The sequence below is a fragment of the Lentibacillus songyuanensis genome, assembly GCF_039548255.1.
Taxonomy (GTDB): Bacteria; Bacillota; Bacilli; order Bacillales; family Amphibacillaceae; genus Lentibacillus_C; species Lentibacillus_C songyuanensis.
This window is the reverse complement of the sequence record NZ_JBCLVH010000006.1, coordinates 79,231-96,069: the sequence shown is the minus strand read 5'-3', so window position 1 is coordinate 96,069 and position 16,839 is coordinate 79,231. Positions and strand designations below refer to the sequence as shown.

The following is a 16,839-nucleotide window of genomic DNA, read 5'->3' as shown; positions in this document are numbered from 1 at the left end:
ACCCCTGCCATGAGGGGGTCAGCTTTTTTCTATGCGTTTACTGTTGAGGCACGCTGGACACGAACAAAAATTCCTGTAATCACGATAACCACGAGTGCTGGCAGCGCCCAACCAAGCCCCTGACCATACATTGGCAATGATTGTTCATAGAAAGAAACAATCGGCTTCATCCAGCCAAAGTTATCAATACCCAATGACTCACATAATGATTTTAAACCGTCAATAATACTAATCAAAAAGGTCACGAAAGTTGCGGAAACATACACGACACGTGAATGATTAAACAACGGTGACAAAAAGGTCAATAGCATTAACACAATTGCCAGTGGATACAAAAACATTAACACTGGGACAGAGAATGTAATAATGTTAGCCAATCCGAAGTTAGCAATAACAAACGTCAACGTCGAGAAAAATATAACATACGCTTTATAACTGAACCTTGGGATTAACGTATGGAAGTATTCAGCACAAGCTGTTGTTAAGCCAATACTTGTTGTTAAACATGCCAGCGTAATAACTATTGCCAACAATATGGATCCTAATGCGCCAAAATAATAAGAAGCTGCACTGCTTAGCACTGGTCCACCCGTATCAAACAAGCCAAATGCTTCCGTACTCGTTGCTCCTAAATACCCGATTCCAACATAGATTAACGAAAGCAAAACAATCGCCACAATCCCGGACTTTGTGGTTGCTCTTAATATTCCTTGTTTGGAGGTTACTCCCATCGAACGAATCGTATTGATGACAATAATCCCGAATACTAAGGAAGCCAAAGCATCCATTGTATTATATCCTTCCAAGAATCCCGTTACGAATGAACTGTTCGCGTATGCCTCTTGAGGTCCCTGAATAGTTCCCATCGGCTTAATAAATACCATAGCTAAGAGGATACCAAGTAAAACAACAATCCCAGGAGCTAATATTTTCCCGATGTTGTCAACCAGTTTTGCTGGCTTTAACGAGAACAAAAGCGTAACCGCGAAAAATAAGATGGTAAATATTAATAATCCACCTTGTTGAAAATTCTCACTGATAAATGGACTGAATCCAATTTCAAATGCTACCGTACCTGTCCTTGGCGCGGCAAAGAATGGCCCAATCGTTAAATATAACAAAGCGGTAAAAAAGATAGCATAGGTGGGATGAACCCTGCTGGCAAGTTCCTGCAGATCTTTACTGCCGGAGAAACCCATTGCCAATATACCAAGAAGCGGCAAACCTGTTCCAGTTATCAAAAATCCAATGATTGCCGGCACAAGACTCGTACCAGATTCCTGCCCAAGCTGTGCTGGGAAAATTAGATTCCCTGCACCAAAAAACAATGCAAATAACATAACTCCTATGACAACATTAGCTGAAAATGGTAGTTTAGTTTTCATATATATGCTCCTCTATAGATGTAAATAAAGTGAAACTTCATTCAGTGGGGGTTTTCGACGCACTCAGACGTGCTAGTGCAGGCGAAGGCATAAGGTTGTGACGGTTTTAGTCTGCCCTTTCTCCCCCACTGAGACAGGAGAACAAAGGCTGAGATCGCAACGTCCTGTTGCAACGCCTTTGTGACCTGCATCGTGCAGGCCCGAACAGAATCGGGCCTTTGTCATGCTGTTGACCCCCACTTATCTTTTTTAGTTCCACCTCAAAATCTTGAAGCGGGGGTCTTACTGTCCGTTAAGGCGGGATAAATTCAAAAAATTCCATTCACTATTTTTATGCAATATATCGCTGATCTATATATTACTAGATTAGCTAGAGAAATGCAATATATTACATCAAATTTTCTAATAAATCTCTTTTTTGTATATAAGGATTCGCTTCAAGTGCTATCACATCAGCTCGATCACTTTCATTTAACGGGAATTTGTTATATTCTATTTACATTACATAACAAGGTGGGATGAGAAATGGCAATGAAAAAAACACTTACACTAGCCGGTTCAGATTCAAGTGGTGGTGCGGGTATTCAAGCGGATTTAAAAACATTTCAGGAACTTGATGTCTATGGTATGAACGCGTTGACATCCATTGTAACGATGGACCCGGATGATAATTGGAGTCATGGGGTATACCCGATTGACGTGGATATTGTGGAAAAGCAACTAAACACCATTCTTTCAGTCGGAATCGACGCCATGAAAACTGGTATGCTTGGTTCTGTTGAAATCATTGAGCTTGGGGCAAGAAAAATCGATCAATTTCATTTGGATAAAGTAGTCATTGATCCGGTTATGGTTTGTAAAGGGGAAGATGAAGTACTCCAACCTGAGAATACCGATGCAATGAGAGAATTGCTTCTTCCTCGTGCAACGATTACTACTCCTAATTTATTCGAGGCAGGTCAGCTCGCCCAAACCGGTCCATTAAAAAGCGTTGATGAAATGAAAAACGCCGCTGCGAAGATTCATGAACTTGGAGCCAAAACGGTAGTTATTAAAGGCGGAACAGCACTTGACCATGAAAAGGCTATTGATCTCTTTTACGATGGACATGAGTTTACATTGCTGGAAAACGAAAAAATTTCCACCACGTATAATCATGGCGCCGGCTGTTCATTTGCGGCAGCGATTACCGCAAGCCTTGCCAAAGGAAATTCTATAAAAGAATCAGTATCTATTGCCAAGGATTTTGTGGCAGCCGCGATTAAGCACGGCTGGAAGCTAAATGAATATGTTGGTCCTGTTATGCATGGTGCATTTAATAAGTTTGGCAATGAGAGATAATCAAAACAAGAAAAATCCTGCGATTAAGCAGGATTTTTCTTGTTTTGGTAAATATAGAAGCATGCGCAGTTCTACTTCCAGCACCTTCATGCCGTTATTTTTCATAGTCCGCTAACTGGTCCTCGATTTCGGTCATCAGTTTTCCGGCTTTTTCCCAGTCCCTTTCAGATAGTGCCTGTTGATAAGCATCGAATAACTCTGCAAATTCCTCGAGCTGTTGATCTGCACCTGCTAACGGATCAGATGTATCGGCTTGACCATCTGTATCCTTTTTCTCTTTCTTATCTTTTTTCTTATCTTCTTTTTGACGATCCGGGTCAACCATATCTAACATTCGATCCAATGCGGTATCAAAATTCTCCTCCATCACAATCTTATCTCCATACGCCAATACCACCCGTTTGACCTCCGGCAGTGACGTTGCATTGGATGATTCGATATAAATTGGTTCCACATACAATATCGTGTCTTCGATCGGTACAGCCAGCAAGTTACCACGAATGACGTCTGAACCACCCTGAGCCCATAAATTTAACTGCTTGGAAATATCACTATCCTGATTGATTCTGTTTTCAATTTGCTGTGGACCATAGATATTTTTCTGCTTTGGAAAACGATAAACAAACATTTCTCCATAGTGGTCCCCGTCATTACGAACACCCATCCAAGCAATCATATTCTGACGCTTTTTCGGTGTATATGGAAGCATTTGAATGAATTCTTCATCATCCTCATCCGGCAACTTCATGGTCATATAATACGGCTCCATCTCAATATCTTCGTTAAAGTACTTTTCAGTTGGGAATTCCCAGAAGTCCTCCCGATTATAAAATACTTCCAAGTTGGTCATATGGTATGTGCCATACATTCCAGCCTGAATCTTGAACAGCTTCTCAGGATAACGGAAATGTGCCCGAATATCGTCTGGAATGTCTGTTGTAAATAACTCCGGAAAGATTTTTTGATACGTCTGCATTAACGGATCATCGGGTTGCACCACATAAAAATGCACTTCACCTGTATAAGCATCAACACTGACCTTCACTGGATTCTGAATATAATTCTTATTCCCTTTGTAAGGTTCTGCATAGGGATAACGTTCAGCCGAAATATAGGCATCCATTATCCAGACGAGACTGCCATCCTCCCGAGCTACAATATATGGATCTTTGTCATAACTCAAAAATGGTGCAATCCGTTTTACCCGGTCCATAATATTTCTTGTATCGAGCAGTTGGCTTTCATCGGTCAACTGATCCGACATAAGCATGCGAAAGGAGCCTTCATTTAATGAGAATAATAATCGTTTGATCCCCTTCATCGGTATCCCCGTATCCGCATCAAAACGGGTTTCCTCATTATCATCACCGGTTGGATAATCAAACTCATCCACTTTACTATTCACGATGACATTTTGATAGGATTCCTCGCCAAAATAAATTTGTGGCCGTTTGATATCAAGTACACCTTCTGGCGGAACATTCTTCATCATATATTCCGGTTGCCCTTGTTCCGTCACCTTGTTTACATGACTCATCGCCACTCCGTATCCATGCGTATATCGCAAATAACGATTCACCCATGTCTTGGCCTGGTCCGGAAGATCATCGGTACTCAACTCTCTGGCACCCAAAAATACCTGCTCATAATCCCCATCGATCTTATAACGGTCAATGTCCACGCCGTTAAATTTGTAATATGTTCGGAATGTCTGTAATTGATTATAAACCTCTAAGAGCGGTCTGGAGTCATTCATCCGGATGTTGTCTATTGTTTGTTTGTTCCTCTCGACCATGCCCTCATCTAATGAATAATTTCCCGGATGTTCCTTTGTCTCGATCTTATCCAGATCATATGCCGTTCGTGTATATGCGAGGTTATGCTCCAGATACTTACTTTCCTTAGAAAATTCATTTGGCGACACAACGAAATTCTGCACTAACACAGAAGCCGCTTGCCCCACAATTGCCAACCCAACATAGGCAATGATTGGAATGATCATCGATTTCAGCCTGCCACGTGCCAGAGCAATAATCATCCATACAGCACCAGCAACAGCTACGAATGCAAGCACGTATGCCTTTGGTATATTAACCAGATGATCGGTATAGCTTAATCCATGTACCACGCTCTGCTGAAAAATATTTACCCTATTTGTCAGAAGCGTTTCATATGGGGCTAACAGATGATTAGCAGCTAACAGCAATCCAACAATGGCTAGCGTGACCCCGAGTTGCAGTTGAGCTGGTCTGCATAACCGATACATATGAAAGACGGAATATGCTCCAATTTCAATCATAAGCAAAAAGATACTTAACGATAGCAAGACATAAACGATAAATTTCAAGAATGGCAGGACAAACATATAAAAAGAAATATCCCTGTCAAAAAATGGGTCAGTTTGGCCAAAGGAAGCATGATGCATCAGTTTCAATGCACTTTCCCAACCAAATCCTTGCGTAATCATACTACCGAATAATCCAATAAAAATGGAAATAGCCAGCATAATAAGCATGATCCATTTTCGCATCAATAGGATTTGCGGTAATTGATGCCGATCAAAATGCTTCAGATAGGACCGCCGAATCCAATACAATGTAATGAACGTACTTGCCGCAAACAGAATGAACCCAAGGACACCAAGAATGACTTTGCTTCCTAAAGTGGCCGTAAAAATCTGCTTAAACCCAAGTGAATCCATCCATACATAATCCGTTAATAATTTAACAGAGGATAAGGCAATGACAGCGAGTAATATAACAATAAGTACAATATATCCGATCCAGTTCATTGGCTTTTTCCATTTATTAAACTGATTTCCTTGAAATGTTCCTCTAAAATCCAAAGATATAGCTCTCCCCTCTTCTAACTCTCTCTTATTCTATGATACTGGAAATATAGCAAGAAGCAATGAAATCCCCCTTTTTTCTTCGTATTTTAGTGAAAAGAAGAAGGGTAGGATAGATTTTGGACACTTTCCTTCCTGTTCTTAACGTTTATCCCGCCTTAACGGGCAGTAAGACAAAGGTCCAATTCTGTTCGAGGCTGCACGATGCAGGTCACAAAGGCGCTGCAACTCAGACGCCTGAGAACTTAGCCTTTGTTCCTCTACAGCGGGGGAAAAAGGGCAGGCTAAAAGCGTCACGTCCTTATGCCTTCGCCTGCACTAGCACGTCTGAGTGCGTCGAAAACCCCCACTGAATGAAGTTTCACTTTATTCGCAGTTTACGAAATTGGAGACCCATTTTTCACGTGCTCATCCGGTCCTAGTAGGACGACATCTCCTTCTTCCGGTATTCCGCCCAAGACCAATACCTCCGATTTAAAACCTGCCACCCGCATTGGCGGAAAGTTCACTACAGCTGCCACTTGGCGATTAACAAGCTGTTCCGGCTGATATCGCTTTGTTATTTGGGCAGAAGATTGCTTCATTCCCAGTTCACCGAAATCAATTTCCAATTTGAGTGCCGGTTTTCGTGCTTCTGGGAATGGTTCCGCATTTACTATGGTTCCAACTCGAATATCCAATTTTGTAAAGTCATCCATCGTCGCCATCATCATCTCTCCTTTATTCCAACGGCTGTTTGATAACACCTTACCAAGAAAACGATTGCATAGCAAAGAGAAACCTCATTGCCTCAAGATCCGCTTAGTCTTAGCGAGCAACAGCAACCGGGAAAATCTTTTGTACCTCATATTGAAAGCCAAGATAACGATAATGCTGCCTTTGGTACATTTCTCTTGGTGTATCTTCTCCATCCGCGACCAATATCACCGTTTTACTCGGAAAAGTATGCATGATAAATTGCTGTAGTCTGCTGCCAATACCTTTACGTTGAAAAGACTCTTTCACATCCAACCCATCAATTTCTACCGTCTCATCGGCAATAATAACATCGACTGAACCGGCCGGAACACCTTGATAATAGGCAATCAACTGCATCATGGCAGGGTCATTTAGTTGACGCCGGGTTAAGCGGACTCTCTGATCTGCAAATTCTTGCCCAAATTGTAAATCCTGCTCGTATCGTAAAGCTAGAAATTCCTTGACATGTTTACCCTCTACCGGGTAAACATGAATATCTGGATTAGCTGCTACCATTGGGAATTGATTCGGTTGGATCGCGTATAATTCCAAGAAGCCAAGCTCATAATCTTGTTTTCTAAAGTGATTCATCAGCGCTTCCTCAGGCTTCTCATTTTCTGGAAAGATGAACTTGACATGATGCTGCCCATGCTGTAAGTGAAAATCTCTCAGATACGTTTCCGCCTCCATAAACGCTGGCAGCGATGGCATTTGTTTCAATTTAATAAAATTACTATCATAACGAACGAGCATCTCCGGATAATGAAACTGTTGATATAGTTTCGTTTCATGAATAAGATGACCGATTGTCTGGATGTTCTGGAAGGTAACTTTTGACATGACGTGCACCTTAACCTTTCTATGTATTAATATAATCCCTTTCGTACTTTTAGCTTTAGATATAAATAAATCAAGATTCATGGGAGGTAAATAGAATTGCCGTTCCATCTTTTTTTTATTCTGAAAATAATGTTGCCAGTTCCTCTTGTGACCTTGCATCTAATCCGGATAAGGGTTCATCAGCTATCAATAAATCTGGAACTTTTAACAACGCTTGCATGATATTTACTTTCTGCTTATTTCCTTTGGACAGACGTTGAATACGTACATTCTCGTATTCTTCTATGCCAAATTGAGAAACAAGTTCACTGATACGTGAATCCAGTTCGTTGGTTTCCATTCCGGCCATCTTTCCCATATCCCTCAAATATTCTAATGGTGTGAAACGTAATGATTCTGGCGACCGTTCGGGAACATAGCTTACTTTTTGTGTATGGCGTTTTATTTTCCCTTTGGTTGGCGTGATAAATCCGGCAATTAATTTTATCAGTGTACTTTTCCCGGATCCATTTTCACCGGTAACTGCCAAGCGCTCATTTGGCTTGATCGAAAAGAGACGCCTGTAAGCAGTTTTTGTTTGTTTATCGTAAAATTGATATTATTGAGTTCAACCAGCTTCATCATCACAGACTCCCGGAAAGCAGTAGTTTATTCCATTTTAGCATATGCTTGACAAAAAAAGTTCCATATACCGGTTCATTTGTGTAATCTATTGATACCATTTCGTACACCTCTAACAAAAATGACCCAGATCCAGATTGAACCCGAGCCAAAAGATACCATTACTTCCCGACAAAATTCGGCTTTCGCTTCTCCAGAAATGCCTGAATCCCTTCCTGTACATCTTCTGTTCCAAAACACTGTTTTATAAATGCATACTCTTGTTTTAAAATTGTCGTAAGATCGGCATCCGGACTTGCTGTAAGCAGCCGCTTCGATAATGTAAGAGCAATTGGCGGACCACTAGCTAATCCCGCAGCAGCATCCCGAACTTGGTCCATAAATGATTCATCTGGAAATACATTACACACTAAGCCAATCTGTTCCGCTTCATCTGAAGGGATATCACGTCCTGTAAGAATCAGTTCAGTTGCTTTTGCTTTACCAACCAACCGTGGTAAAAAGTAGCTCATTCCAGCATCAGGATTTAATCCGCGGCGAATATAACCGGTTGTCACTCGTGCCCCCTGCGTCATGAAGCAAAGATCACAAGCAAGTGCTAAAGACAGTCCTGCACCCGCAGCAACTCCATTTATGGCAGCAATTACCGGTTTATCACAATGTACTATTCCCAACGCCTGCCGTCCAACCCAGCCCAATTCATCCAGTTGCTTATGCCGTGTCGTAAAGGAACCGGGAGCTTTTGATAAATCCAAACCTGCGCAAAACGCTTTTCCACTTCCTGTTATCACAACAACGCGGACATCATCATCAGCCGATGCTTCTGCCAACGCCTGTTCAACTTGCGTACTTAGCTCATCCGTAATCGCATTCATTTGTTTCGGACGGTTTAGGATTAACGTCCGCACCCCATTTTTAGTTTCCATAATTAATTCTTCCACGATATACCCCTCTCTGTTAGTAATTGCTCCTTGATAATGATGATTACAAAAATCGACTGCCCGCCATCCACTGACCACCATCAATGGTTAGACAATCTCCGTTGACGTAACGGGATTGGTCAGAAACAAGAAATGTGGCCGCCTCAGCTATATCCTCCAATTTGCCAATCATTCCAAGTGGATTTTTCTCTTTAATGTGCGCAACAGCTTCCTCTGATCCAAACAAAATATCGGAACCACCGGTATTTTCAATTGCACCTGGGGCCATTGCATTCACACGAATTCCATATTTCCCCCATTCAACCGCTAGCGATCTTGTCATCGCCAAAATACCCCCTTTGGCTGATGCAGAGTGAACAACTGCAGGCGAACCAGTCCAGGCATATGTCGCCACCATATTTAATATTGTCCCACCCGTTTCTTGTGCGATCATCTCCTTACCAACAAGCTGGGTGCAATTCCATGTACCATTTAGACAAATATCGATGACTGCTTTCCAGCCGTTTGGCGACAAATCCTCCGCTGGACATAGGAAGTTTCCCGCTGCATTGTTGACGAGAATGTCAATATGTCCATATGTATTTTTTGCCTCATCAACTGTACGCTGCACATCCTCACGATTGCGCACATCCATCTGTACCGTTAAGACTTCTACCCCTGTTTCATTTTTAATATCCGTTTTGGCCTGTACCAGTCCTTCTTCTTTACGACCAGTAATCACCACATTTGCTCCTTCAGCTGCAAAACGGGTCGCCATCGCCTTTCCCATTCCACTGCTGCCACCCGTTACGATTGCTACTTTTCCTTTTAAATCCATAATCGATTCCCTCCGTCTCTTATTTGAAATCGCATACATAACACTGCATAAAATGAATGAGTATTCACTTCATTATACCATAGCCGAATATACTATTGCGAACCTTATTTGTATTCAGATTTGCGAAGCTGCAGCCGCTAGGTCTCACTCGAAAAAATATGGGGCATAATATATAAGGCTGACTAGAATTCCTAAAATGGAAAAGGAATAGATGCCAATTAGAACCGGATTCATTTTTAATTTAAATACCTTCACCTCTGCCTCTGCACCACCATGGTATTTATCCGTTACATTCCGATTGTTGTGGCTATACGTGCCGAAGTACGAATATAGCCAGGTTACGCATAAGATGACAAAGCACGTGATGAACAGTGTATCAACAAAAAAGAAACCATAAGCAATAGATATAACGGAAACGATAGTAAATTGGATCAGCATCGTGATAAACACAACGAACCCTTTTCCTATCTTCATTTGATTTGATTTGGTAGGCAACTTGTTAGCAAGATAATCCCACAGGAAGGCAAAACCAATAATCATACTAACAAGAGCAATGGTAACCGAAACCCTCATGAAATAGCCCAATCGTATCCCCCTCTAGTTATCACCAATCGTTTTATCGGATAACTTTTTCAATATTACCTTTATTATCTTTCCTACGAATAACATATGAGTAAAGTTTCATTTTCATTTTGCTTTCACCAGATCGCTCAGTCAGTTTATGAAACGTATATTCAGCGGGAGAACTCAGTGCATAAAAAGTTGAATCGTACAGAAACTATTTTGGAGGTGAGCAAAATGAAAGAGAACCAAAAAAAGAAATTCCCGTTTCCAACTGAAGCTAACACAAATGGTGAAATTGGTGTCAAAAGCGGATTACACACAAATAACCCGCTGAACGCTGAGAATAATGTTGCTGGGGATTCTGTTGATGAACATAAGGAATTGGAAGCAGCCAATGAAGTCATCGCCGAGAAGGAAATATCGCAGGTTAATAATAATTTATAACGGGAAAGTCTTCGATACTATATCGACTCTAGAAGCGGGAGTTTCAACCGAATACGGTAAAACATCGACCGAAGAACGGGAGCTTCAACCGAATACGGTAAAACATCGACCGAAGAACGGGAGTTTCAACCGAATACGGTAAAACATCGACCAAAGAACGGGAGCTTCAACCGAATACGGTAAAACATCGACCGAAGAACGGGAGTTTCGACCTAGTGGCATGAAGCTGAAAGCTTCATGCCCTATGCCTATAGCTTAAACCTATCCACCAATTGATTCAGTTCCTTTGCCAATGTAGCAAGTTGCTCTGCACTTCCAGCCACTTCTTCCATGGAACTGCTTGTTTGCTGGGCTGATGCAGATGTTTGTTCAACCCCTGCGGCCGCTTCCTCAGAAACAGATGCAACTTCTTCAATATTGCTATTCATTTCTTGCGTTTTTGCGGCAATATCAGCTAAATTCATCGATACAGCTTCCATGTGTTTAACCATTTCCGTAACAGAGCCGCTAATTTGTTCAAAAGTATCACCAGTCATTTGCATTTGTACCGATCCTTGTTCTACTTCGTTATATCCACTTCTCAATTCGGTCGTCACATTGCCAGATTCCGTTTGTACGGTTGACACAATTTTTGTAATATCATTAACTGAAACAGCAACCTGCTCGGCAAGTTTTCTTACTTCATCAGCCACGACTGCAAAACCTTTCCCATGTTCACCCGCCCTCGCTGCCTCAATTGCTGCGTTTAATGCCAATAAGTTGGTCTGATCAGCTATTTCCCTAATCACGGATACCAGTTTGGAAATTTCCTGTGTTTGTGTATCGAGATTTTCCATCTTATTCACAGCGGCACGCACAATCCGGTCAATCTTTTCCATTTGTTCGGTAGACTTATTCATCAATTCGGTCCCTTGATTTGTCATATCAAACACTTCATTGGAGTGCTTTTGTACATACTCCCCTTGTTTATTGGCTTCATTTACCTTTGTTGTATATGTTCCCATGATGGCTGCCAGATCACTAGCGTTTGTAGCTTGTGTTTCCGAACCGGCAGCTAATTCTCCCATGGTGACGGCAACCTGGTCTGTACCCGATTTGAGTTCCCCGGTTACTTGTTTCAATTCATCACTCTGGGTTGAAACTTCCTCTGATACGGTATGTATTTTGTCTAAGAGGTCACGCATGTTATCGCCCATATTATTTGTGGCAGCCACCAAATCGCCAATTTCATCTTTTGCTTTGGTATCTAAACGATCTTGACTCAAATTTCCATTTGCGATGGCTTTCATCCGTCCGACAACGCTAACAATTGGACCAGATATAATCCGTGCGGTCCAAACAGAAACCACCAGTCCGATAATGATAGCTGTTATTGTAATAATCATATCAACAAACAATGATTTCGAACCATTTGATTTAATCTCTTCCCCAGCGCCTGCGATTTTTTTTTCTGAATCAGAAGCCATATCTTTAAACCCTTTGATAATTTTCTCTTCTAATGGTTTTACATCCGTTACGAGCAGTTCCATTGCTTTTTCTTTGTTGCCAACATAATACGCATTAAATGCTTCGTTAATACCTTCCGTCCAAAGGGCCTTCTCCTCGATTAATTTACGAACTTGTTTTGAATCCGTTAATTGCATGATTTTTTTATCCAGATCCTTACTATCTGTTGCATAATGATCAAACTGATTTTTTAACTCTATATCATCATAAAGCATATACCCACGAAGTAATGATGTCCGTTCCGTCATGTTCTGCACAATTTGTTCATCCAATATCAAGAGTTGTAGGTCATTATCAATCATTTCATCTGAACTATTATTTATCTTATTTATTGTGAAGAGATTATACGCACTTATCACAATGAATAAAATAAGCACGAATGAAAAGCCGAGTAGTATCTTCTTTTTTATACTATTTAACTGAAAAACCTTGTTCAATTTAACACACTCCATAGCTGTTTTCATTTTTTATAAGATGGCATTTATACTATCGAAAAATAAAAAGTCCATTCTTTATATCGGCATTATTTCCTATTTATGCAGTAATTTCGGTTAATTTAATTTGGTTAATCCAAAAAACATACGGTGAGACTATTGATTTTATTAATGCAGTTGCCATAAGCATATGTTATTATTTTGTTAAATCGAGGTGAAGAAATGTGTATATGTTTGTGGAAGAAAGAATTAAGGAGGCTATCGATAATGGTGCGTTTGAAAACCTGCCGGGCAAAGGGGAGCGGTTGGACCTGAGAGAAGAATTACAAGGACTGGCCCCAGAAATACGAATGGGCTATCGCATACTAAAAAATGCAGGCTACATTACCGAAGAAACAGACAAAAATAAAAAAGATCTTACAGTGGATGATCTAGTTACCACAGCTACAGGAAAAACAGGAAAAGTCACTGCCCAAAGTAAACGCAACTTTGATGCGTTCGCCCACAAACGACAACTCCATCAAAACAAAAAATTTTCCGCCTATGCTAAGAAGATTTACCAGAAGCTCTTTTGGGCAGAATAGTGGCACGTTGAAACCGAGCCGACAATCCCTCATTAAAACAACCGCAATTGCTTTGGCGATAACCCCTCGTATTCGATGCCTAACATCGTTTGAAGTTCTTTCGCGTTGGTGGCTGCATCCCCGCCAGAATTATTATTAAACAGAATGATTATATCTTTAGATGCCCTGGCCAATTCCAAAATACGATCTTTCCATTCCAGCAACTCTGTCTGATTGTATTTATATAAATAACGAACTTCACGCCAGCTGTTATTGTTAGCTCCATTCGGCTTATTCCAGCCATGTACATTTCGACCGTGCATCCGTACTAACGTCAGGTTTTCATCCGTCACAACTGGTACCGTGGGAATGGATCGCTCACCAGCATGAGGTTCATCGACAATCGTATGAATCCACCCCTCCTGCTTCATGAACGCTAATGTATCCGCACGAAAGGCTTCACTAAACCAGGACTGATGTCTAAATTCCAATGCAACCGGGATGTCTCGCATTTGTTGCTTGCAGTAACGTAAATAATCCACATTTGCTTTCTTGCAATCGAACCACGGCGGAAATTGAAACAACACCATCGCAAGTTTATTTGCCTCTTGATAAGGGATTAACGAATCCTTAAATGCTTGAAACATCTCTGACTTCGTTTCGAAGGGCAGCTCATCCCGTTTATGTCCAGTCATTCCTTGATAAGCCTTCACAACAAACCGAAAATTTTCTGGCGTTTCTCCCACCCACTTTTTACCATTACGTTCCGGTTGGATCGCATAAAACGATGCATCCACCTCCACGACCGGAAAATGGCTGCTGTATTCAGGTAGTTTGTCTTTTGCCTTAATATGGGGAGGATATAAGGAATAATGGTCACCCCAACCGGTTAAACCGATATAAATCATTAACTATTCACCTCTCCCATATCATACCATAGAGACAAAACAACAACTTAAAAAAGGAAAAGTCCGGATGAAATTTCAGTCCCTTCTTTTCCTTCTTCAAAAGTTAATTCACTTTTTTATACTTTCTCTTCATCCAAACAGCCATCAATGAAGCAGCAGCTGCACCAGCAATTAGCGGTTCTTTTTTCAACTTATTATCTTCTGTATAGAATACATCTTTGACAATCAGATTCATATTTTGCGGACGCTCGGCAAGCCGACGCATAAAGTAACCGAACCAGTCACCACCAAATGGAATATACGTACAGAAATTATATCCTTCCTCGGCAAGTCCGTAATGCATTTCGGTACGGAATCCATATAACATCTGAAACTCGAAACTGTCTAAACTAATATGATTATCCGCAACAAACTTCTTTAATTCCTGAATGATATGATGATCATGAGTGGCTATCGACGTAAATGTATGCCCTTTCAAACGCGCCTTTGCCATTGCAAGGAAGTTCCGGTCAATCTCTTCTTTCGATTGATAGGCTACATCTTCGCTTTCCTTATATGCCCCTTTGACCAGCCGGATCCGGATGTCTTTTAATCGATCCAGGTCCTCTGCTGCTTCATGAAGGTAAGACTGAATCACGGTACCCACATTCGTATAATCCTTCCGAAGCTCAAATAGAACGTCCAATGTTTTATGATAATGATCATATTTTTCCATATCAATATTAATGAAAGTGCCGTGATCTGCGGCAACAGCCAGGATTTCCCGGACATTATTCACACAAAATTCCTGATCAATATCCAGACCAAGCTGGGTTAATTTAACGGAAACATGGCAATCTAACTGTTCTTCCTTGATGTGATGCAATATCCGAATAATCTGGTCCTTAGCAGCACATGCCTCTGTTTTATCAGATACAAATTCGCCAAGATTATCAAGCGTTGCCCGGAGACCATGCTGATTGAGCTTTTTAACGGCACAAACAATACTGTCAATGGTCGTGCCAGCAACAAATTTTTCCGCCCCCAGACGAAATCCCCACTTTTTCGCATTCGTATTTAAAAATTTATTGTTTGATAACCCAATAAAAAAATCTCTTGTCAAGTTCGACATGCTGATTGCTCCTTCACATTTTAAACTAACATGCTGCGGCAAAAAGGAACATATTTGCCGCAGACATGATTATTAATACACTTCTGAAACTACTTTTGCTTCCAAGAAATGCTGCAAGTAATCTGGGCCACCTGCTTTGGAGTCGGTACCAGACATTTTGAAGCCACCAAATGGTTGATAGCCAACAATTGCTGCAGTACAACCACGATTGAAGTACAAATTACCAACATGGAATTCATAACGGGCACGATTTAAATGTCTGCGGTTATTAGAGATGACCGCACCTGTTAAGCCATATTCGGTATTGTTAGCGATTTCTAGCAATTCATCAAAATCGCTGGCTTTCGCAAATGCAACAACTGGACCGAAGATTTCCTCCTGCATGATTCTTGCCTTAGGGTCTAAATCTTTGAATATCGTTGGGTGAACGAAATACCCCTGAGAATCATCGGTTTGACCACCATATGCCAGCTCGCCTTCTTGCTTACCAATTTCGATATAGTTTTTAATTTTATCGAATTGTTTCTGATTAATTACTGCTGCCATATAAATATTTTCTTCGGTTGGGTTACCGACCGTTAACTCTTTGGTTAGCTCGATCGCTTTTGCAAGAACTTCATCATAGACATCTTGATGAATGATTGCTCGTGAACAAGCAGAACATTTCTGACCTGAAAAACCAAATGCCGAATGTACGATAGCATCAGCAGCCAAATCAAGATCGGCGTCATTATCAACAATGATCGTATCTTTACCGCCCATTTCAGCAATGACGCGCTTTAAGAATTGCTGACCCTCTTGTACCTTAGCAGCACGTTCCATAATACGTGTGCCTGTTGCACGTGAACCGGTAAAATTAACAAAATGCGTGTCTTTATGATCCACAAGATAGTCGCCGATTTCCGCTGGATCGCCTGGCACGAAGTTTAATACCCCTTTAGGCAGGCCAGCCTCTTTTAGTACTTCTACCAACTTATAAGCAATGACTGGTGTGTTTTCTGATGGCTTTAACAGGACAGGATTTCCTGCTACTATTGGTGCAACAGCCGTACCGCATACGATCGCAAATGCAAAGTTCCATGGCGGAATAACAACACCAGGACCCATTGGTTGATAGAAATAAGAATTCTGCTCGTTCGCTCGATCTTCTACTTTTTTACCTTGACCAAGCTCAACCATTTGGCGGGCATAGTATTCTAGAAAGTCAATTCCTTCTGCCACACCGCCATCACCCTGACTCCAAGGCTTGCCAGCATCATATGCCAGCCATGCGGAGAATTCATGCTTACGGCGACGGACAATGGCTGCCGCTTTATACAATACATCTGCACGTTCTTTTGGCGTCCAGCTACGCCATGTTTTGAATGCTTCCAAAGCAGCTTCCATTGCTTGATCAACATGTTCCTTCGTTGCTTTAGAAACATAACCGACAACTTCCTCTTTATTGGAAGGGTTTACAGAAACAAGCTTATCTTCTGTATATATTTCCTCCCCATTGATAATCAACGGATATTCTTTTCCCAATTCACCTTTGACCTTTTTCAGAGCAGATTCAAAAGCCTGACAGTTCGTTGAATCATTAAAGTCTGTAAACGGTTCGTGTTTGAAAAGTAAAGCCAATATCATAACCTCCTTGGTATAAAAACAGTATGCTATTTATTTTAGCGCTTTCATCTATGTATATAGCAAGATTCATGCCAACTATATTATTCTATTATAAATAAAAAGTGAAAAAGGCATAATATCAATAGAAAACCAATTAGATTCATGTGACCAAG

General features: G+C 41.1%; 15 protein-coding genes. 3 read left to right on the top strand and 12 right to left on the bottom strand.

Annotated features, from left to right (window positions below; all coding sequences use genetic code 11):
• Nucleotides 1-29: 29 nt before the first annotated feature.
• Nucleotides 30-1,385, bottom strand: a complete 1,356-nt coding sequence (gene brnQ, locus WMZ97_RS08160; RefSeq protein ID WP_343271586.1) for a branched-chain amino acid transport system II carrier protein — start codon at nt 1,383-1,385, stop codon at nt 30-32.
• Nucleotides 1,386-1,910: 525 nt separating this feature from the next.
• Between brnQ and pdxK the strand changes: the two genes are divergently transcribed.
• Entirely contained in the window at nt 1,911-2,726 is an 816-nt protein-coding gene (gene pdxK, locus WMZ97_RS08155; RefSeq protein WP_343271585.1) for a pyridoxine/pyridoxal/pyridoxamine kinase, read from the top strand.
• Between the two features lie 94 nt (nt 2,727-2,820).
• Here the strand turns inward: pdxK and WMZ97_RS08150 are convergent, their stop codons facing one another.
• The 7 genes from WMZ97_RS08150 to WMZ97_RS08120 form a co-directional block, all read right to left on the bottom strand.
• On the bottom strand, nt 2,821-5,571 hold the full coding sequence (locus WMZ97_RS08150) for a UPF0182 family membrane protein (protein WP_343271584.1): 2,751 nt from the start codon (nt 5,569-5,571) through the stop codon (nt 2,821-2,823).
• A 380-nt stretch (nt 5,572-5,951) separates the two neighbouring features.
• Entirely contained in the window at nt 5,952-6,281 is a 330-nt protein-coding gene (gene csaA, locus WMZ97_RS08145; RefSeq protein WP_343271686.1) for a chaperone CsaA, read from the bottom strand.
• Nucleotides 6,282-6,381: 100 nt separating this feature from the next.
• Nucleotides 6,382-7,152: a GNAT family N-acetyltransferase gene (locus WMZ97_RS08140; protein WP_343271583.1), complete on the bottom strand. Its 771-nt coding sequence runs from the start codon at nt 7,150-7,152 to the stop codon at nt 6,382-6,384.
• Nucleotides 7,153-7,267: 115 nt separating this feature from the next.
• Nucleotides 7,268-7,699: an ATP-binding cassette domain-containing protein gene (locus WMZ97_RS08135; protein WP_343271685.1), complete on the bottom strand. Its 432-nt coding sequence runs from the start codon at nt 7,697-7,699 to the stop codon at nt 7,268-7,270.
• Nucleotides 7,700-7,934: 235 nt separating this feature from the next.
• Nucleotides 7,935-8,714: an enoyl-CoA hydratase/isomerase family protein gene (locus WMZ97_RS08130; protein ID WP_343271582.1), complete on the bottom strand. Its 780-nt coding sequence runs from the start codon at nt 8,712-8,714 to the stop codon at nt 7,935-7,937.
• A 43-nt stretch (nt 8,715-8,757) separates the two neighbouring features.
• Nucleotides 8,758-9,531 (bottom strand): 2,4-dienoyl-CoA reductase, encoded by a 774-nt coding sequence (gene fadH, locus WMZ97_RS08125; protein WP_343271581.1) that lies wholly within the window; start codon nt 9,529-9,531, stop codon nt 8,758-8,760.
• A gap of 144 nt (nt 9,532-9,675) precedes the next feature.
• The gene (locus tag WMZ97_RS08120; protein WP_343271580.1) at nt 9,676-10,116 is read right to left on the bottom strand and encodes a hypothetical protein; all 441 of its coding nucleotides are present in this window, start codon (nt 10,114-10,116) and stop codon (nt 9,676-9,678) included.
• A gap of 213 nt (nt 10,117-10,329) precedes the next feature.
• Between WMZ97_RS08120 and WMZ97_RS08115 the strand changes: the two genes are divergently transcribed.
• Nucleotides 10,330-10,539: a hypothetical protein gene (locus tag WMZ97_RS08115; RefSeq protein WP_343271579.1), complete on the top strand. Its 210-nt coding sequence runs from the start codon at nt 10,330-10,332 to the stop codon at nt 10,537-10,539.
• Nucleotides 10,540-10,787: 248 nt separating this feature from the next.
• Here WMZ97_RS08115 and WMZ97_RS08110 read toward each other — a convergent pair whose 3' ends face one another.
• Nucleotides 10,788-12,482, bottom strand: a complete 1,695-nt coding sequence (locus WMZ97_RS08110) for a methyl-accepting chemotaxis protein (RefSeq protein ID WP_343271578.1) — start codon at nt 12,480-12,482, stop codon at nt 10,788-10,790.
• 227 nt (nt 12,483-12,709) lie between these two features.
• On the opposite strand from WMZ97_RS08110, the gene WMZ97_RS08105 reads away from it, so the two are divergent.
• Nucleotides 12,710-13,063: a DnaJ family domain-containing protein gene (locus WMZ97_RS08105; RefSeq protein ID WP_343271577.1), complete on the top strand. Its 354-nt coding sequence runs from the start codon at nt 12,710-12,712 to the stop codon at nt 13,061-13,063.
• A gap of 32 nt (nt 13,064-13,095) precedes the next feature.
• On the opposite strand, the gene WMZ97_RS08100 is transcribed toward WMZ97_RS08105, so the two are convergent.
• The 3 genes from WMZ97_RS08100 to pruA all read right to left on the bottom strand — a co-directional run bounded on the left by WMZ97_RS08100 (nt 13,096) and on the right by pruA (nt 16,681).
• Complete coding sequence (locus WMZ97_RS08100) at nt 13,096-13,950, bottom strand: DUF72 domain-containing protein (protein ID WP_343271576.1); 855 nt, start codon at nt 13,948-13,950, stop codon at nt 13,096-13,098.
• A gap of 103 nt (nt 13,951-14,053) precedes the next feature.
• Nucleotides 14,054-15,061 carry a proline dehydrogenase family protein gene (locus tag WMZ97_RS08095; RefSeq protein WP_343271575.1) on the bottom strand — a complete coding sequence of 336 codons (1,008 nt, stop codon included), beginning with the start codon at nt 15,059-15,061 and terminating at the stop codon, nt 14,054-14,056.
• Nucleotides 15,062-15,133: 72 nt separating this feature from the next.
• Nucleotides 15,134-16,681 (bottom strand): L-glutamate gamma-semialdehyde dehydrogenase, encoded by a 1,548-nt coding sequence (gene pruA / locus WMZ97_RS08090; protein WP_343271574.1) that lies wholly within the window; start codon nt 16,679-16,681, stop codon nt 15,134-15,136.
• Nucleotides 16,682-16,839: the final 158 nt, after the last annotated feature.